The sequence below is a fragment of the Kutzneria viridogrisea DSM 43870 genome (assembly GCF_000525635.1).
Taxonomy (GTDB): domain Bacteria; phylum Actinomycetota; class Actinomycetes; order Mycobacteriales; family Pseudonocardiaceae; genus Kutzneria; species Kutzneria viridogrisea.
The window spans coordinates 4912446-4929285 of the sequence record NZ_CP007155.1; the positions used below are offsets into that span (position 1 = coordinate 4912446).

Annotated in this window: 18 protein-coding genes; 4 read left to right on the top strand and 14 right to left on the bottom strand. The window is 69.9% G+C overall.

Annotation, left to right across the window (positions count from 1 at the left end):
* Nucleotides 1–30 precede the first annotated feature (30 nt).
* A complete protein-coding gene (locus KALB_RS21590; RefSeq protein WP_025357796.1) occupies nt 31–456 on the bottom strand; it encodes an OsmC family protein in 426 nt (141 codons plus the stop codon).
* 61 nt (nt 457–517) lie between these two features.
* Nucleotides 518–1768, bottom strand: coding sequence for a hypothetical protein (locus KALB_RS44080; protein ID WP_025357797.1), 1251 nt, complete (start codon nt 1766–1768; stop codon nt 518–520).
* 352 nt (nt 1769–2120) lie between these two features.
* Between KALB_RS44080 and KALB_RS21600 the strand changes: the two genes are divergently transcribed.
* A complete protein-coding gene (locus KALB_RS21600) occupies nt 2121–2897 on the top strand; it encodes a class I SAM-dependent methyltransferase (RefSeq protein ID WP_025357798.1) in 777 nt (258 codons plus the stop codon).
* 122 nt (nt 2898–3019) lie between these two features.
* On the opposite strand, the gene KALB_RS21605 is transcribed toward KALB_RS21600, so the two are convergent.
* The 3 genes from KALB_RS21605 to KALB_RS21615 form a co-directional block, all read right to left on the bottom strand.
* A complete protein-coding gene (locus KALB_RS21605) occupies nt 3020–4204 on the bottom strand; it encodes an SPFH domain-containing protein (protein WP_030108021.1) in 1185 nt (394 codons plus the stop codon).
* Nucleotides 4204–4635, bottom strand: a complete 432-nt coding sequence (locus KALB_RS21610; protein ID WP_025357800.1) for an NfeD family protein — start codon at nt 4633–4635, stop codon at nt 4204–4206. Before KALB_RS21610 ends, KALB_RS21605 begins: the two co-directional genes overlap by 1 nt.
* A gap of 98 nt (nt 4636–4733) precedes the next feature.
* Nucleotides 4734–5678: an aldo/keto reductase gene (locus KALB_RS21615; protein ID WP_025357801.1), complete on the bottom strand. Its 945-nt coding sequence runs from the start codon at nt 5676–5678 to the stop codon at nt 4734–4736.
* A 158-nt stretch (nt 5679–5836) separates the two neighbouring features.
* Here KALB_RS21615 and KALB_RS21620 point away from each other — a divergent pair, with 158 nt between their 5' ends.
* On the top strand, nt 5837–6358 hold the full coding sequence (locus KALB_RS21620; RefSeq protein WP_042222339.1) for a TetR/AcrR family transcriptional regulator: 522 nt from the start codon (nt 5837–5839) through the stop codon (nt 6356–6358).
* Between the two features lie 64 nt (nt 6359–6422).
* Here KALB_RS21620 and KALB_RS21625 read toward each other — a convergent pair whose 3' ends face one another.
* Complete coding sequence (locus tag KALB_RS21625; protein WP_030108020.1) at nt 6423–7097, bottom strand: TetR/AcrR family transcriptional regulator; 675 nt, start codon at nt 7095–7097, stop codon at nt 6423–6425.
* Nucleotides 7098–7184: 87 nt separating this feature from the next.
* On the opposite strand from KALB_RS21625, the gene KALB_RS21630 reads away from it, so the two are divergent.
* A complete protein-coding gene (locus KALB_RS21630) occupies nt 7185–8315 on the top strand; it encodes an FAD-dependent oxidoreductase (protein WP_025357804.1) in 1131 nt (376 codons plus the stop codon).
* A gap of 121 nt (nt 8316–8436) precedes the next feature.
* On the opposite strand, the gene KALB_RS21635 is transcribed toward KALB_RS21630, so the two are convergent.
* The 5 genes from KALB_RS21635 to KALB_RS21655 all read right to left on the bottom strand — a co-directional run bounded on the left by KALB_RS21635 (nt 8437) and on the right by KALB_RS21655 (nt 13790).
* Complete coding sequence (locus tag KALB_RS21635; protein WP_158510782.1) at nt 8437–9081, bottom strand: TetR/AcrR family transcriptional regulator; 645 nt, start codon at nt 9079–9081, stop codon at nt 8437–8439.
* A 61-nt stretch (nt 9082–9142) separates the two neighbouring features.
* On the bottom strand, nt 9143–10360 hold the full coding sequence (locus KALB_RS21640; RefSeq protein ID WP_025357806.1) for an FAD-dependent oxidoreductase: 1218 nt from the start codon (nt 10358–10360) through the stop codon (nt 9143–9145).
* A gap of 447 nt (nt 10361–10807) precedes the next feature.
* Nucleotides 10808–11617: a DUF3097 domain-containing protein gene (locus KALB_RS21645; RefSeq protein ID WP_025357807.1), complete on the bottom strand. Its 810-nt coding sequence runs from the start codon at nt 11615–11617 to the stop codon at nt 10808–10810.
* A gap of 148 nt (nt 11618–11765) precedes the next feature.
* A complete protein-coding gene (locus tag KALB_RS21650; RefSeq protein WP_148309563.1) occupies nt 11766–12797 on the bottom strand; it encodes a hypothetical protein in 1032 nt (343 codons plus the stop codon).
* A 93-nt stretch (nt 12798–12890) separates the two neighbouring features.
* Nucleotides 12891–13790 (bottom strand): LysR family transcriptional regulator, encoded by a 900-nt coding sequence (locus KALB_RS21655; protein WP_025357809.1) that lies wholly within the window; start codon nt 13788–13790, stop codon nt 12891–12893.
* 71 nt (nt 13791–13861) lie between these two features.
* On the opposite strand from KALB_RS21655, the gene KALB_RS21660 reads away from it, so the two are divergent.
* A complete protein-coding gene (locus KALB_RS21660; RefSeq protein ID WP_025357810.1) occupies nt 13862–14290 on the top strand; it encodes a VOC family protein in 429 nt (142 codons plus the stop codon).
* Between the two features lie 57 nt (nt 14291–14347).
* On the opposite strand, the gene KALB_RS21665 is transcribed toward KALB_RS21660, so the two are convergent.
* The 3 genes from KALB_RS21665 to KALB_RS21675 form a co-directional block, all read right to left on the bottom strand.
* Complete coding sequence (locus KALB_RS21665; protein ID WP_042220646.1) at nt 14348–15226, bottom strand: chitosanase; 879 nt, start codon at nt 15224–15226, stop codon at nt 14348–14350.
* Between the two features lie 120 nt (nt 15227–15346).
* Nucleotides 15347–16141 (bottom strand): SCO1664 family protein, encoded by a 795-nt coding sequence (locus KALB_RS21670; protein ID WP_025357812.1) that lies wholly within the window; start codon nt 16139–16141, stop codon nt 15347–15349.
* Between the two features lie 7 nt (nt 16142–16148).
* On the bottom strand, nt 16149–16724 hold the full coding sequence (locus KALB_RS21675) for a DUF3090 domain-containing protein (protein WP_025357813.1): 576 nt from the start codon (nt 16722–16724) through the stop codon (nt 16149–16151).
* Nucleotides 16725–16840: the final 116 nt, after the last annotated feature.

Here is a 16840-nt window from a genome sequence, read left to right on the forward strand (position 1 = left end):
GGGACCTCGGGTGAGGTCCCCGCACGGGTCTCAGGCGAGCTCGGCGCTGAGCGTGATCGTGGTACCGGCCAGCGCCTGGCTGACCGGGCAGTTCTTCTTCGCGTTCTCCGCGGCGCTGACGAAGCCCTCGGCGTCCAGGCCGGGGACCTCACCGCGGACGGTCAGGTGGATGCCGGTGATGCCCTCACCGGGCTGGAAGGTCACCTCGGCCTTGGTCTCCAGCCGGGTGGGCGGGGTGCCCGCACCGGTCAGCCCGTGCGAGAGCGCCATCGAGAAGCAGCTGGAGTGCGCCGCCGCGATGAGCTCCTCCGGGCTGGTCTTGCCGTTGGCCTGCTCGGCGCGGGAGGGCCAGGACACCGGGTACTGGCCGATGCCCGAGGACTCGAGGGTGACGACGCCGCTGCCCTTGAGCAGCTCGCCCTCCCAGACGGTGGTCGCGACGCGGTTCGTGGCCACAGCGGAACTCCTCGCACTCGTGAGTGGATCACTACCGCCCGAACAGTACTGGCGGCAGCGCTCACAGGCCGCGTTTGGTCAGCTCGTCGAGCAGTTGCCGGTCGGCCACGTGCCGGGACTTCACGCCCTCCAGGTAGGAGTTGAACGCGTCCTGCCGCCCGGTGCGGGTGAACAGGGTGCGCAGCTGGGCGAGCAGCTCCACCACGAGTTCCTCGTTGTGCCGGTGGTCATCCTTGACCAGTTCCTGTTCGACCAGCCCCCGGTAGACCGCGATGGCGTCGCGCGGGTGGCTGGCCGAGCGGATCCGCGCCAGCTCGGCCCACACCGCGTCGGTGCAGCCGTTGTCCATGGCGGCCTGCCAGGCGGCGTCGTCCTGCCCGTCCTGGATGAGCACGCGCACCAGCAGCGAGTTGACCTCCACGTCGGTGGCGCCCTCGCGCAGTCTGCGCAGCACGGTCTCGCGGTGGTCGGGCCAGTGCCCGCCGTGCTCGGCGACCGCGCGCAGCCGCAGGTAGCTGTCCATGCCGGGCTGGCTGGTGAAGATCCGCATGCGCAGCGAGACGGCGCGGTCGAACCAGCCCATCCGCACGCACTCGTCCACGGCCACGTCGACCAGCCGGGCGGCGGCGCCGCGCCAGCCGCTGGCGGCCAGGCCCCGCCCGACCCACTCCAGCACCTGCTCGGAGCGGCCCGCCTCCTGCAACAGGGTGGCGATGCGCAGGTAGTGCCAGCCCGAGGACAGGTCCTTGCCCAGCGCGAGCACGTGCAGGTCCACATCGCCCAGGTGTTCGGCGAGGTCCTCGGTGACCCGCAGCACCGCCCACCGGTACCGGTCGAACCAGGGGGTCCGGCCGAACTCCACCACGTCCAGCTCGGCGCACATCGTCTCGACCAGCGCCCGGTAGTGGGCCAGTCCCGGCGAGCCCAGCGCGCCCGCGTAGTCGGTCAGCCGCACCTCGGGGCCCTCCGGGTGCTCCAGCTGCAACCGCACCAGCCACTGCGCGAGCCGCTCCGGGTCGCCCTGGTGCAGTCGGCAGGCCACGGCGTGGGCGGCCAGCGCGCGCTGGGCCAGTTCGCGCAGGCGGGCGTCGCGATCGCTCAGCCGCACCAGTGCGCCGGCCAGGGCCTCCACCACGTACTCCGACAGCTCAACGCCCTGCGCGGCACGGGCGGCGCGCACGATGCCCTCCAGCGCGGCCACCACCTCGGCCAGCGCCTGCCACGCTGTGTCACCACTGGTCAGCGCCGCCTCGATCGCACCGCGCGTACGAGCCAGATCCCCATCCGTCGCACCGGGTTGGCCGCCGATCATCAGATCATCAAACCCTATTTCACACCGCAGGTGCACGGACAAGAACCATTCGGAGCAACGCGGTCACCGCGAGGATGCAGTACGGCGCGCACAGTGACGCCCCTGCGTGACCGCGAATGCCGTGCGCCACCTGGGTTCATAGTCAGTCACGCATCGATTGCGGACGCGTGCCTGATGTGACAGTGAATTGCATGTGTGGAGCAGGGCGGAAAACTTTCCGCAAACACCTCTCAACTGGTAAGGTAAAAGAACGTTTAACAAAACACCGTTCCGTTCATGGGTAAACGTGAGAATACGCCCGTCACCCTTCCGGAGCAGTGCGGGCACATAATCCGATCTCTAAGGTTGGCGCATGCATATCCACGTTGATTACGACGAGCGGCTGCATGCCGTGTACGAACGTGGGCGGGTTCTGCCGCCCGAGACCGTCGCCACGTGGATGGCCGCCCTGACCCGCAACGCCCCCGCGCGACGCCCGCTGACCGTGCTCGACCTCGGCTCGGGCACGGGCCGGTTCAGCGACGCCATCGCCGAGACCTTCAGCGGCCCGGTCTACGGGGTCGAGCCCTCGGCGCGGATGCGCGCCCAGGCCGAGCTGTCCCACCCCCACCCGGCGGTCAGCTACCTGGACGGCAGGGCGGAGTCGGTGCCGCTGCCCGACGCCAGCTGCGACCTGGCCGTGATGTTCCTGGTCCTGCACCACGTGGACAACCGGGCGCTGGCGGTCAAGGAGCTCACCAGGGTGCTGCGACCGGGCGCCCGGCTGATGGTCCACAGCGGATTCTCTGGTCAGATGCACGACCACCTGTGGTACCGCTTCTTCCCGCGCGGCCGGGAGGTGGACGACTCGGTGTTCCCCGAACTGGCGGAGGTGGTGGAGCAGTTCGCCGAGGCGGGGTTGGCCAGGATCGCCATGGACTCGGTGGACCAGCTCGTGGCGCCCAGTCTGCCCGCCTATTACGAACGATTCCGCCACCGCTCGTTTTCCACTCTGCAGCTGATGAGCGAGCAGGAGATCGCCGAGGGCATGGCGGCGATGCGCGAGGCGGCCGAACAGGCGGCGGGTACACCCCCGGTTCCAGTAATCCAAACGGCTGACCTGCTGGTGCTGGAGCGCACCGGGCGGTAGCCGCACACGCACCCAGGGTGCGTGTTCACAGAATAGAAACAACATTTTCCGACACGGTTGGCGGAATACGCCGAACATGGCGGTGGCCTCGACCGCCAGGTCGGGGCCACCGCCATGGGTGGTCAGCTGCCCTGACCGTCCGACAACTCAGTGTTACCGGCCGGCGGGGTCACCGGGTGCGCGGGGTCGAGCGGGCCGGGCACCGGGGTGGCCGCGACCTGCTCGGCGGCCCGCACCGCCTTGGCCACCTCCGGGTCGGGTGCGGTGTCGAACCAGTCCGCGATCGACGCGTCGTCCTCCTCGGGCGCCTTGGCCGGGCCGGTGTCGGCCGGGGGCTCGTAGCGGAACACGCCGTCCTCGCCGGGTGCGCCGAGCATCCTGGCGAAGCCCTCCAGGGCCTTGCCGTAGTCGCTGGGCACCAGCCACACCTTGTTCGCGTCGCCCTGCGCCATCTGCGGCAGGGTCTGCAGGTACTGGTAGGCGAGCACCTCGGGCGTCGGCCGTCCCGCCTTGATCGCGGCGAAGACCTTCTCGATGGCCTTGGCCTGGCCCTGCGCCTGCAGGTAGCGGGCGGCCCGCTCACCCTGCGCGCGCAGGATCCGGGACTGCCGGTCGGCCTCCGCGGCGAGGATCGCGGCCTGCTTGGCGCCCTCCGCGGCCAGGATCTGCCCCTGCTTCTGCCCCTCCGCGGTCTTGATCGCCGACTCCCGCTGGCCCTCGGCGGTGAGGATCATCGCGCGCTTCTCGCGGTCGGCGCGCATCTGCTTCTCCATCGAGTCCTGGATGGAGGGCGGCGGGTCGATCGCCTTGAGCTCCACCCGGGCCACGCGGATGCCCCAGCGGCCGGTGGCCTCGTCCAGCACCCCGCGCAGTTGCCCGTTGATCTGGTCGCGGGAGGTCAGCGTCTCCTCCAGGCTCATGCCGCCGACCAGGTTGCGCAGGGTCGTGGTGGTCAACTGCTCCACGCCGACGATGTAGTTGGAGATCTCGTAGACCGCCGAGCGCGGGTCGGTGACCTGGAAGTAGACCACCGTGTCGATGGACACCGTCAGGTTGTCCTGGGTGATCACCGGCTGCGGCGGGAAGGAGACCACCTGCTCGCGCAGGTCGATGCGGGCGCGCACCCGGTCGAAGAAGGGCACCAGCATGTTCAGGCCCGGCGCGGCCGTGGCGCGGTAGCGGCCCAGCCGCTCGATCACCGCGGCGGTGGCCTGCGGGATCACCAGCACCGACTTCACCAGGATCGTCAACAGCACCAGGATGATGACGATGACGACGATGACCGTGGTCACAGCTGCGGCCTCCATCAGTTCTCCGCCCACACGACGGCGGTCGCTCCCGAGATGTCCATGACGATGACCTGCCTGCCCGGTTCGAAGGTGTGCGTTGCCTCGTAGGACCGCGCGGACCAGACCTCGCCGCCGATCCGCACCTGCCCGCCATGTTCGTCCACAGTGGACAGCACGATGGCCTTGGCCCCCTTGAGCGCCGCCACGTTGGTCCTGCTCTCAGGGGTGTCCGCGCCGAGCCTGCGCCGCAGCACCGGGCGCACGCCCAGCACCAGGCCGACCGCCACCACGGCGAACACCACGAGGTCGGCGACCAGGTTGCCGGTCAGCGCCTCGGTGATCGAGGCGGACAGACCGGCCACACCGAGCATCACCAGCACGAAGTCCCCGGAGAGGACCTCGGCGATGATCAGCGCCACTCCGAGCAGGAGCCACAGCACAGCGGCCATGGCCCCATCGTGTCAGATGGTGCCGACCACCGATGGGTGACGCCCCCGGCGTGATCTTGACGTGACCTGCGAACTCGGGGCTGCGACTGGGCTGCGGCTCAGCCGAGCGGGACGTCGGTGGAGCGCGACCGGACCGCGTCCAGCTCGGACAGGGCGGCCTCGTCCAGGGCGATCGTTGCGGCGGCGACGTTGGCCTCGAGGTGGCCGGTGTTCGCGGTGCCGGGGATGAGTAGCACGTTGGGCGCGTGGCGCAGCAGCCAGGCGAGGCCGACCTGTTCGGGGGTGCGGCCCAGGGACCGCGCGACCGCGGCGACGGCCGGGTCCTCGGTCACCTTCGGCATGCCGGGGAAGGCGCCGCCGAGCGGGAAGAACGGGACCCAGGCGATCTGCTCGGCGGTGCAGAGCCGGAGCATCTCCTCGTCACCGCGCGCGACCAGGCTGTAGGAGTTCTGGACGCAGACGATCCCCGCGGGAAGGGCCCGGCGCAGTCCGTCCAGGGTGACCGCGCTCAGACCGATCGCACCGATCTTGCCCTCGTCCCGCAGCGCGGTCATCACCGCGAGCTGGTCGTCGAGGTCGACGACCTGGTCGCCCTCGGCGCGCAGACCCGGCCGGGTGTCCAGGCGGCGCAGGTTCACCACCGGGATCTGGTCGAGGCCAAGGGATGTGAGGTTGTCCTCGACACTGGCCCTCAGCTGTTCGGGCCGCTGGGCGGGACGCAGCGGGATGGCACCGCCGGGGTCGGGGTCGGCGCCGACCTTGCTGACGACCACGACGCCGTCCTCGGGGCGCAACGCGTCGCGGATGAGCCCGTTGACGAAGCCGTCGCCGTAGAACTGGGCGGTGTCGACGTGATCGATGCCCAGCTCCACCACGCGGCGCAGCAGGGCGATAGCGGCGTTGCGGTCGGCGCGCAGGCGCTCCAGCTGCATCGCGCCGAATCCGATGCGGGAAACCGTGTGACCGGCGATCGTCCCGGCTCCCCCGGCGCGCGGAACCCCGGTGGTGGTGAGCTCAGCGGAGGACGTGCTGTTCGTGGTCATGGGGAGTCCTTCAACATGAAACGATACGATAAACGGAGTGGCCTCCGCTCCACTGACTGTAACACTTTAACGGAGGTGCCTCCGCTTTGAGCTCCGACACCGGGAAGAAGGCACGTGGCGTCCGCGCCCCGCGCGCCGACGCCCTGCGCAACCGCGACATGCTCATCCAGGTCGCGCGGGCCGCGTTCGCGGCCGCCACCGACACCGTCTCGCTCGAGGGCATCGCCCGGGAGGCCGGGGTCGGCATCGGCACGCTGTACCGCCACTTCCCCACCCGTGAGGCCCTGGTGGAGGCCGTGTACGCCGCCGAGCTCGACGAGGTCACCGGTTGCGTTGCCACCCTGCTCGCGGAACTCCCGCCGGACGCGGCGCTGCGTGCCTGGATGGGGCGCTACGCCGCCTTCGTCGCGACGAAGCGCGGCATGGCCGAGACGCTTCGCGCCGGCTGGGCCTCGGGGCGGATCGCCACCCCGAGTACCCGGGAACGCATCACCGCCGCGATCGCCACGATCCTGGCCAGCGGGGCCCAGGCCCGCTCGCTTCGTGGTGACGTCGCCCCGGACGACGTCACCGCGCTGCTGCTGGGGATCTTCCTCAGCACCGCGGCGGCCGAGACGCCCGAGCAGACCGAACGACTGCTCGACCTCGTCATGGACGCACTGCGGGAGCCGATCCCCTGAGGGTCTGGTCGGCCTGGGTGGATGCAAGAACCCTCTGGTAACCGGCGCCAGGGGTACTGGTCGTCTATCGGAGGGTTGCGATACCGGCCAGGAAGATGTCGACGCCGGCAAGGAATTGTTCGCGGTCGTCGTGCTCGCGCAGCTGCGTCGCCGCCTTGTGCACGAACGGGTACTTGTCGGGGTCGAGCTGCGACCAGTGTGCGGCGGCGGTGGCCAGGAAGACCGATCGGTCCGCCTCGCCGTGGGCGAGGGCCCGGGCGTTCGCGGCGTTCTGCCCGGCGACGCCGAGGACATAGTTCACCAGCGCGCCCGCCGCATCGAAGAGCGCTCGCTCGGGCACGTGGAGTGCGTCGAGCAGTCTGCCGATGCTCTCGTAGATCTCCAGGAGCGCGGGGCGCCACGGTTCGCGGGAGAGTTGGGCGCCGACCCAGGGGTGTGCGTCGATGGCGTCGAACAGGCCGAGCGCGAGGGCACGCAGTGCTTCCCGCGGCGGCGCGTCGATGACCACGCCGGTCATCACGCGGGCGATGACCTCGTCGGTGGCCGCCGCGAGTACGTCGCTCTTGTTCGCCACGTGGTGGTAGATCGCCCCGTAGCCGGTGTTCAGGCGAGTGGTGAGCACCCGCAGGGTCAGCGCGTTCTCGCCGTCGGTGTCGAGGATCTCGGTCGCGGCCTCGATGATGCGCTCCTTGGAGAGCGCGTCCGTGCGCCGCGGGGTCCGTTGGGCCTTGGCCGCCATGGGTCCCAGTCTCGCACCTGTGGAGCGACGATCCAAATCGGTGGTAGCGTATTGGAGCGACGATCCAACGAGTCTCTGGGAGGCACCATGACGACACCGGTCACGATCATCGGAGCTGGCCTCGGCGGCCTTGTGCTGGCCCGCGTCCTGCACAAGCACGGCACCCCGGTCACGGTCTACGAGGCGGAACCCTCGCCGACCGCGCGCCGCCAGGGCGGGCTGCTCGACATCCACCCGTGGAACGGCCAACCGGCGCTCGAAGCGGCCGGCCTGACCGAGGGGTTTCGCAAGCTCATCCTGGCCGGCCGCGAGTCCTACCGGGTCCTCGACCGGAAGGGCACCGTTCTGCTCGACCGACCCGACGACGGCACCGGCGAGCGTCCCGAGGTGCCGCGCGGCGAGTTGCGGCAGTTGCTGCTCGACTCGCTTCCGCGCGGCACCGTCCGATGGGGGCACAAGGTCACCGGCGTACGGGCCCTCGATGAGGGCCGCCATGAGGTGAGCTTCGCCGACGCCAGCCCTGTCGTCACGAGCCTGCTCGTCGGCGCAGACGGTGCGTGGTCGCGGGTTCGCCCGTTGCTCTCCGACGCCACCCCCGAGTACATCGGCGTCGCGGTCATCGAGACTTTCCTGTTCGACGGCGACACCCGCCATCCCGACACCGCAGCGGCGGTCGGCGCCGGATCGCTGTTCGCGCTCGCGCCGGGCAAGGGACTCCTGGCTCACCGGGAGCGCGGCGGGACCCTACACACCTACGCACAGCTGATGAAGCCACAGGACTGGCTCGCCGATATCGACATCACCGATGCCGCAACCGTGACCGCGCGGGTCGCCGAGGAATTCGACGGCTGGGCCCCCGAGCTCACCGCCCTGATCACCGACAGCGACACCCCACCGGTCCTGCGCCGCCTGTGCACACTGCCGACCGGACACCGCTGGGACCGAGTACCGGGAGTGACCCTGCTTGGCGACGCCGCTCACCTCATGCCGCCCAACGGTGAAGGTGCCAACCTGGCCATGCAGGACGGCGCCGAACTCGGTCAGGCCATCCTCACACACCCTGACGACGTGGCAGCCGCCCTCGCCGAGCACGAGCAGATCATGTTCACGCGCGCAGCCGCTCAAGCGGAAGACGATGACATCTACAAGGTCATGTTCGGTGAGGACGCACCCCACAGCATGGTCGCCATGCTGACCGGAGCCGAGCAGGCTTCATGACCCGCGGCACATGCGCCAGCACCTGGACCGGCGACTCAACCTCACCACCGCCACCAACCGCGACGCCCGCCAGAGAACACGTGGCAGTTGATTCCGCGAGGCCACCAATTCCTGATACGAATTACCGTCGAGTTCCGGCGGGGCCGCGAGCCCCTGTGAGGAAAAGCGTGACGACGCGTTCTATGTAATCGGAACGGCTGTCGAGCGATTTTGGTTGTTCAATTCCCAGGAGCAGTCGTTCCCGTGGGTCGAACAAGATCATGCCGCTGAACATGCGTGCCGCCTCAAGCGGGTCCGAGCACTGCAGGAGCCCGCGCGCGGCGGCGGCGCTGAGGATAGCGGCAACAGCGTTGTCGAAGGGTTTGATCCCCTCGTCGTAGACGAGCCGCCCCAGCTGGGGAAACCGACCCGATTCAGCGAAGGTCAGGCGTTGCATTTTCAGGCCTTCGTCGCTGGTGAGAACGTCGAAGAGTAGTGTGCCAGCGCGCGTGAGCGCCTCTTTGAGATCGCGGTCGGTGGCGGGTGCGGCGGCCGCTTTATGCAAGGGTTCAACTATACGTTTCCGGAAAGAATTGACCAGTTCAAGGAACAGGGCTTCCTTGTTTTCGAAGTGCCGGTACAGCGTTTCCAGGGAGCAGCCGGCCTGCTCGGCGATGGCTCGGATCGACGTGCCCGCGTAGCCGCGATCGAGAAGAACGGCCAAGGCCGCGGCCGCGATCTGTTCTCTGCGGACAGGGCCTCGACGTGGCCGTTCCCGGAGTGTCATCATTTCAGCCTACCAATCATGAGGTGGCGACGCGGACGCGCGCTGGGATGTGCTCGACGTTCTACGAGTCGACTGACGCCGCGGCGGTTGTGAGATCCTCATCGAGCTCGCGGACACCGTTCAACGAAGCCCGTACCGCCTGGAAACCGTCACGTCGGAGCAGGTTCTCGTAGCCGCCGATCGCGTGTTCCCATGCCTGGGCGCCGGCGTGCACGGACAGGATCGCGTCGGCCAGCCGGCGCGCGTCCTGCAGGGCGGAGTTGGCCCCTGAGGCCCTGGTGGGCAACATCGCGTGGATGGCGTCTCCGAGCAGGGTGACCCGGCCCGGTGTCCACGCGGGGACTTCGCGGGAAGTTCCCATTGCCAGGCCGTGGAACTGGTCGGGAAATGCCTGGTCGAACAGGAGCTTGAACACAGGGTGGGCCGTCGCGGTGACGCTCCGCAGATGGTCGGACAAGCCGGCGGGTGATCGGCGGGTGAAGTCGCGGTCGAGGTCCCCGAGCTGGTGCCGTCGCAACAGGAGCCCCCACATGACATAGTCATGCAGGTCACCCGGATCGAAACCAGGTATGAGCCGTTCCGCGGCGGCAGCGGGTTGTTCTCCGAAGCGGACCGCGCCAATGATCGCCTGCACGTCGCCGATCGCGGTCAGGGTGAAGCTGCCTTCGATCCGGTCGATCACACCGGTGGCGATCAGCTCGGGCGTGATCGGCGTTTTCGCCTGCAACAGTCGCAATCCGCTGTCGCTGACCGTGGCCCCGGGTAGCCGTAGCTGGCGCACAGCGGATCCGATGCCATCCGCCCCGACGAGAAAATCGGCTTCGTCCACCGTCCCGTCGGCGAATCGGACGGTGACTCCTGCCGTGTGCTCAGTGTAACCGGTCAACGCCGAACCGAATCGGATCGTGTCGTGCACGCCATGGGCGAGAAGCCGTCGCACGATACGACGACTCGCCGACGCGCCGGGTCGTATCGCGTTGGGATTCCCCTCCCGGCCGATGGACTTCCGGCGCTTCACGATCGCGAGATCGGATTCATCGAGGATGGTGACGTACTCGTCGGGCTGCCCCAGGGTGGCGTCAAGGAATCTGCTTTCGGATGCGGTAAGGCAGGCGTGCAGCGCGCCGATCCCACGCTCGTCGAGGTGGATTCGCGCCCCCTGCGGCCGTTGCTCAAAGGCCTCGTCACGCTCATGGACGGATACGTCGATATCCGCGCGGCGCAGAAATCGGGCAAGCGCAAGGCCGCCGAGTCCCGCGCCAACGATGATGACACGCATTCGTACTCCAGTTCCGAGGATATCAATCACAGGTTCGTCGCGGCGTGGAGGTGCCATCACTCTCTCCCCCCAAGGCAGACCACGAGTCTCCGGAGAAGCCGAGAACCCCAGGGGGCGTGCGCGGGCGGTTCACGACGACGAGAGGACGTCCTTCATGCCGGCGCCTCTACTACTGAGGCGGTGACGAGCCCGCAATTGCCGAGCTACGGATGACCCGCCCCCTGGCGCGGCCACCAACGGCAAGCTAACCAGAACGATCGATTCGGATCAAGCTGACACGTTGCGCGGGTCCGGTCTCCGCAACGAGGCCGCACAGCACTCTGCGCGTGGCGGCTCGTACCGCAAGCCCCGGCGTCTGTGATCGCCACGATGCTCGGGCACCACCGACCACACTGCCAGTGAGCTTCACTATCAGTCGGATGTCGCGGCGTGATCGCGAAACGCGAGTCAGGACGGGTCGGTGACGAAGTCGATCAGTCGTTCGACGGCACCGATCAGCGGGGTCTCCAGGTCGCGGAAGGACCGCACGCCGGAGAGCACGCGGCGCCAGCCCGCCGCGGGCTCGCCCCAGCCCAGGGCCTGGCAGATGCCCTCCTTCCACGGCACGCCGCGCGGCACGACCGGCCACTGCCGGATCCCCACCGAGGCGGGCTTGACCGCCTGCCAGATGTCCACGTACGGGTGGCCGGTGACCAGCACGTGCTCGTCACGGATCGCCGAGACCAGCCGGGACTCCTTGCTGCCGGTGACCAGGTGGTCCACCAGCACGCCCAGCCGCCTGCCGGGGCCGGTGCCGAACTCGGTGATGCGCTCGGCGAGCACGTCCACCCCGTCGAGCGGCTCGACGACCACGCCCTCCACGCGCAGGTCGTGACCCCAGACCCGCTCCACCAGTTCGGCGTCGTGCAGGCCCTCCACCCAGATCCGGCTGTCCTTGGCGACCTGCGCGCGCACGTCGGCCACCCGTACCGAGCCGGAGGCCGACCGGGTCCGCGCGGGCGTACCGGTGGCCCGCGGGCGCACCAGGGTCACCGGCTTGCCGTCGATCAGGAACCCGGCGGGCACGAGCGGGAACACGCGGTGGCGGCCGTGCCGGTCCTCCAGCACGACGGTGCCCGACTCGATCCGGACCACGGCCCCGCAAAAACCCGTGGCCGGGTCCTCGGCGACCAGCCCGGGCTCGGCGGCCACCTCGGGGACCTGCTTGCGACGTTGCCCGCCGGCGAGCACGTCACGGCCGTAGTCGTGGGAGCGCATGGTCGCCGACCCTAGCTGAGGATCTTGCTGTCGCCGACCGCCAGGTCCCACGGCAGCGCGCGGTCGGCCGGTCGGTAAGGGTCGGCGGCCACGTGCGGTGCATGAGGTCGTGCCTCGCACGTGGCCGTCGAGCCCTACCGCGGCGTGGTCAGCCGCACCTCCACACGGTCGGCTGGTCGAAGCCGCCGGGGAACTTCCAGCTGCGGCCCGCGATGCTGCCGTCGTCGCTGGAGACGTGCAGCTCCAGCCCGTGGTCGGCGGTGTAGCTGATCGTGGAGTCCAGCTTGCCCGCCTTCCAGACGCCGAACTCGTGCCTGCTCGGGTCGTCGGTGCGGCCCACGAGCTGGCCGTCGCGGTTGATGCCCTGAAGGTCAGCGGCACGCGGCGGCACCGAGGGCTTGCCGTCGCGGTCCCACAGCAGCGGGCCGTCACCGCCCTTGCCGTAGCTCACCTGGCCGATGACCCTGCCGTTGGAGATACCGCGCAGCACCACGTCGTAGGCGTCCTCGGGCATGGCGAGCTCGTGCGCCGTGCCGTCCTTCCACAGGTAGCCGACCCTGCTCCTGGTCGGGTGGTCGTACGAGACGAGCAGGGTGCCGTCCTTGTCGATGCCCTCCACGATCGAGTTCCCGCCGGTGGGCAGCCCGGTCAGCCTGACCACGGTGCCCGGCTTGTCGGCGGGCCAGATCACCGGCTGCCAGATCTGGTCCTCGGTGAGCACGCCGCCGACGATGTCACCGCGCTCGTTGACGGCCTGTGCGGTGGACCCGATGGCCTTGGGCAGCTCGGGCAGCGCCGCCAGCTTGCCGTTGCGGGACCGGAACGCGGTGGGCTCGCCGAACCCGGTGTTCTTCGGGGCCGAACCGACCACGGTCCCGGCCTGGTTGACCCCGGTCACCGACACGTACTTCTGGTGCCCGGCAAGCAGTCCGAGGTTGGTGATCTTGCCGTTCTTCCACAGCACCGCGGGCTCGCCATTCGCGGAGTCCGCGCCGAAGGAGACCGTGCCCGCGTAGCCGCCGTTGTTGTCGCTCGCCCACACCTCACCAGTGGGCGCCCCGCTGGGCAGCGGCAGGATCGTCTGCTGCCACGTGCACGCCGCGGGCGCGGCCATGGCCGTGGGCGCCAGCCCCGTGGCCACCGTCAGCGCGAGCGAAGCGGACAGCACAGCACCAGCCACGCGTTGAGTGCGTCCCAAGATTCCTCCCCCATGCGTCAGCCGGGGCCCTCCCCCGGCCCTGCGTGGACATTAGGAAGATCCTTTATCCGTTCACTATCGGCCCAGGGCTGCGCGGCCCGCCTCGGTGAGCGCCTTGGCCACCGCGGTGACGGTGGGCGAGTCCTCCTCGCCCGCGAGCAGCAGTACCGGGTGGCGCGGGCATGGGTGCAGCTCGCGGACCACCACCCCGTCGCCGTCTCGGGGGCGGAGCAGGCCGGGCACGAGCGCCACGCCGAGACCGGCGGCGACCAGCCCGAGGGTGCTGGCGTGGTCCCTGGTGCGCATGCTCACCCTCGGCCGCGCCGAACCGTCCGTGGCGATCCGCGCGAGCGTGGCGGCGCACACCGCGTCCTCGTTGAGGATCCACGGTTCGGCGGCGGCCTCGTCCAGTGCGACGGGGCCGGGGCCGTGCAGCCGGTGGCCGACCGGCAGGCAGAGCCGGACCACCTCCTCGCCGAGTTCGGTGACGGCCAGCCCGGTCAGGTCCAACGAGGCGGCGCCGAACAACGCGGCCACCAGGACGAGGTCCCGCTCCCCGCGCCGCACGGACTCGACGGCCTGCTCGGCGTCCTGGTCCGCCACGTGCAGGCGCAGCCCGGGGTGGGCGCGGCCCAGTGCGCGGGCCGCCGCGGGCAGGATCGAGGCGGTGGCCGAGGAGAACGAGCCGATCCGCACGGTCCCGGCCTCTGCGCGGGCGAGCGCGGTCAGGTCCTCACCGGCGCGCTGGACCCGGTCGGCGACCACGGCGGCGTGCCCGGCGATCAGCTCACCGGCGGCGGTCGGTCGCACCCCGCGGGCGTGCCGCCGCAGCAGCCGCGTGCCCGCCTGGCGTTCCAGCGCGGCGATCGCCTGCGAGACCGCGGCGGGCGAGAACCCCAGCTCCTGGGCGGCCGCGGTCATCGACCCGGCGCGCACCACGGCGTCCAGGACCAGCAGCCTGCGCGGATCAAGCATGAAGCAGAGCTTAAGGCAGCACGGCAGAGACTGGCATTGCTGTGAACGCTCGGCAGACCGAGGCTGGGCTGGTGACCAACCACGACAGCTGGTGGCGTGAGCGCCCCGACTCCTCGTACCTGACCGCCCCGCACTGCTACACCACGGTCCCGGTCGCCCCGGAGGAGTTCGCCGCGACCATCGCGTTCTACGAGCGGGTCCAGGGCGTTCGACAGTCCGCGAACCTGCCGCTGGAGACCGGGCTCACCGTGGCGACGGTCGGCGGGTTCTGCCTGCTCACCGGGCCACCCGAGGTGCTCGCCGAGGTCAGTGCCGTGCGGGCCGTCGTGCTGCATCCCGACCTGGACCCGGTGCCCGGCCGCCTGCTTGCCGCAGGCGCGGACCTGCTCCGCGGCCCCGACCCGGCCCCGGTCGGCCGGGCGCTGTTCGCCCGCCACCCGGACGGCTCGGTGGTCGAGCACGTCGAGCATCGGGCCTCGGCGCGGGACCGCTCCCGCTGACCGCACCCAAGCCGGATGACTGTGCCCTCCGGCCCTGCCGGAGGGCACAGTCGCAGATCAGTTGATTTCGTAGGAGTCCCCGTACACCTTCCACTTCAGCGGGGTGTGCAGGTCCAGGTTCCCGGCGTTGAGGAAAACGCGCTGTTCGGTGTCGACACGCGAGGTGTCCGCGTGCGCTTCCTCCTTCTTCATGACCACCTTGCGCGCGTCCAGGAACGCGTTGAGATAAGCGGTCTCATTACCGCCCTGAGCGGGCGTCTTCGCCTTCTTCATTGCCGCGGCCCGGATTCCGCCGAAGCTGTCGCCATCGGTTCCGGGGCCGTGCATGACGACGGCGTCGTAGTAGATGAACTGGCCGAGCGCGCCGAGCTTGTCGGACTTCGCCTGGTTGACGGCCGGGTTGAAGTACACCCGGTCGCGCTCACCGTCCTGCGCGCTGCGGAACGCGCTGTCGGTGGCCGCCTTCTTCCAGTCGGAGACGAAGGCGTTGCCCAGTCCCGCGTGCGAGTCCGACCCGTTGACCTTGCGCAGCGCGGGCAGGTACTTGGCCAGCACGTTGCCCGGCTTGGCGTTGGTGTAGCGCTCCACCAGGTCGAGCATGTCCCCGGTGCCGGAGCAGAACCCGATGATGCCCGCGGTGTAGCCGCGGCCGTCACCGATGTCCTCGATGTAGCTGTACTGGGCCTTCCAGTTCAGCGAGGAGTTCTCCGCGCTGGAGACCAGCTCCATCGCGATTTCCTTCTTGGCGGGATCCGTGAGGTCCCCACCGGAGGCCGCGGGTGCCGCGACCACCTGCGGTGAATCAGGTGACACCACGCCCAGGGGCGAGGCGAAAGCCGGAGTTGCGATGGCGAGTGCGAACACTGATGCAATGCCGAGGCCGCACCGGAGAGCCGTCGTGGACCGTCCGTTGCGACAGGGAGCCCCGTTTCGCATAACTGTTCCTTTCCCACTTCTGGGGGCGGGCCAGCCTTGCAGCCGCGGCGACGGTAGCGGCTACGTTAACGGTCAGCGAAACAGTACACAAGGCTTCCTATTGAGTTCATGGGGCTGAACTCAGAAGGCGGGCCAGGGGATCGCGGGCCAGTCCCCGCTGGGCTCGGGGAACACCCCGGCGGCCAGCAGCAGGTCGGTGCGGGTGGCCAGGGCGCCGAGCTCGCGGATGGTCAGGTGCTCGGCCAGTTGCTCGCCCAGTTCCCCGTCCAGCCCGGCGCGCAACTTGTGCAGCGCCTCCACGGCCTCGGGCGGCAGTTCCTCGCCCAGCCAGCCCCACAGCACGCTGCGCAGCTTGGTCTCGGCGTGCAGGCAGATGCCGTGGTCCACGCCGTAGACCTCGCCGCGCTCGGTGTGCAGCACGTGCCCGCCCTTGCGGTCGGCGTTGTTGACCACCACGTCCATCGCGGCCATCAACCGCATCCTGGGGTGGTCGGCGTGCGCCAGCACGGCCGGGTCCCCGTACCGGTCCTGCGCGTGCAGCACGGCCCGCCAGCCCTCGGGCAGGTCGGCCGGGGCCAGCACGTCGATCAGGCCCGCGTCCTCGTCCACGTCCACCCACAGCTGGACCATGCCGGGACCGAACGGGCCGGGGCGTAACACGGTGGGCGGCACGAGGTCGAACCCCGCGCCGCGCGACACCAGGTAGGTCGCCACCTCGCGACCGGCCAGCGTGCCGTCGGGGAAGTCCCACAGCGGGCGCTCGCCGTTGACCGGCTTGTACACGCAGTGCGCCTGCACGCCCTCGTGGCTGATCGTGCCGAACAGGGTGGCGTTGGAGGCGTCCACCAGACGGCCGGTGATCTCGATGCGGCCTTGCTCGATCAGGTCGAGCGCACCGGGGTCGGTGGGCAGCAACTCGGGCTCAGTTCTCCGCGAGGGGGGTCGTGCGGCGGTAGCCGTTCTGCCGGGGGCACACGTGCCCTGCCGGGTCGAGGGGCTCCTCGCACAGCGGGCAGGGCTTGCGCCCGGCGTTGACCACGAGGTCGGCGCGGCTGGCGAAGGCGCGGGCCTCGACGGGGCTGAGGAACACCCGCACGGCGTCGGGTCCCTCCTCGGTGTCGTCGAGCACCACCGCCTCGTCCACCTCCTCCTCGGTGGCCGCGAGCAGCTCGACCACGACCGCCTCGGACTCGGCGTCCCAGCCCAGTCCCATCGTGCCGACGCGGAACTCCTCCTCCACCGGCACGGTCAGCGGTTCGGTGTCCAGCTCCTCCTCGGGCGTGGTCTCGGGCACCTCGGCGCCGAAGCGCCTGGCGACCTCCTCCAGCAACGAGCCGATGCGCTCGGCGAGAACTGCGACCTGGGCTTTTTCCAGCACCACGCTGACCAGCCTGCCCTCCTGGGCGGCCTGCAGGTAGAAGGTGCGCTCGCCTGGTTGCCCGACGGTCCCTGCGACGAACCGTTCGGGCTGGCGGAATACATGAATGACACGGGCCATGGCGAACACGACCCTAAGGCACGCGGCCCGCGCCAGCCGAGCGATCCCCTCAAGTGGCGTGTCCCGGACGGCCCCGGGCTGTCCGCAACGCCCGCTTCGCGAGGTGCGGGTGGTTC

Excerpts from the sequence above, each read along its gene's own strand:
- KALB_RS21635 (WP_158510782.1), bottom strand. The coding sequence starts at position 9,081 with ATGACACTCCGGGAACGGCCACGTCGAGGCCCTGTCCGCAGAGAACAG.
- KALB_RS21625 (WP_030108020.1), bottom strand. The coding sequence starts at position 7,097 with ATGGCGGCCAAGGCCCAACGGACCCCGCGGCGCACGGACGCGCTCTCC.
- KALB_RS21605 (WP_030108021.1), bottom strand. The coding sequence starts at position 4,204 with ATGGAGGCCGCAGCTGTGACCACGGTCATCGTCGTCATCGTCATCATC.
- KALB_RS21630 (WP_025357804.1), top strand. The coding sequence starts at position 7,185 with ATGACGACACCGGTCACGATCATCGGAGCTGGCCTCGGCGGCCTTGTG.
- KALB_RS21675 (WP_025357813.1), bottom strand. The coding sequence starts at position 16,724 with ATGGCCCGTGTCATTCATGTATTCCGCCAGCCCGAACGGTTCGTCGCA.
- KALB_RS21600 (WP_025357798.1), top strand. The coding sequence starts at position 2,121 with ATGCATATCCACGTTGATTACGACGAGCGGCTGCATGCCGTGTACGAA.
- KALB_RS21615 (WP_025357801.1), bottom strand. The coding sequence starts at position 5,678 with ATGACCACGAACAGCACGTCCTCCGCTGAGCTCACCACCACCGGGGTT.
- KALB_RS21665 (WP_042220646.1), bottom strand. The coding sequence starts at position 15,226 with ATGCGAAACGGGGCTCCCTGTCGCAACGGACGGTCCACGACGGCTCTC.
- KALB_RS44080 (WP_025357797.1), bottom strand. The coding sequence starts at position 1,768 with ATGATCGGCGGCCAACCCGGTGCGACGGATGGGGATCTGGCTCGTACG.
- KALB_RS21610 (WP_025357800.1), bottom strand. The coding sequence starts at position 4,635 with ATGGCCGCTGTGCTGTGGCTCCTGCTCGGAGTGGCGCTGATCATCGCC.
- KALB_RS21620 (WP_042222339.1), top strand. The coding sequence starts at position 5,837 with ATGCTCATCCAGGTCGCGCGGGCCGCGTTCGCGGCCGCCACCGACACC.
- KALB_RS21640 (WP_025357806.1), bottom strand. The coding sequence starts at position 10,360 with ATGCGTGTCATCATCGTTGGCGCGGGACTCGGCGGCCTTGCGCTTGCC.
- KALB_RS21655 (WP_025357809.1), bottom strand. The coding sequence starts at position 13,790 with ATGCTTGATCCGCGCAGGCTGCTGGTCCTGGACGCCGTGGTGCGCGCC.
- KALB_RS21645 (WP_025357807.1), bottom strand. The coding sequence starts at position 11,617 with ATGCGCTCCCACGACTACGGCCGTGACGTGCTCGCCGGCGGGCAACGT.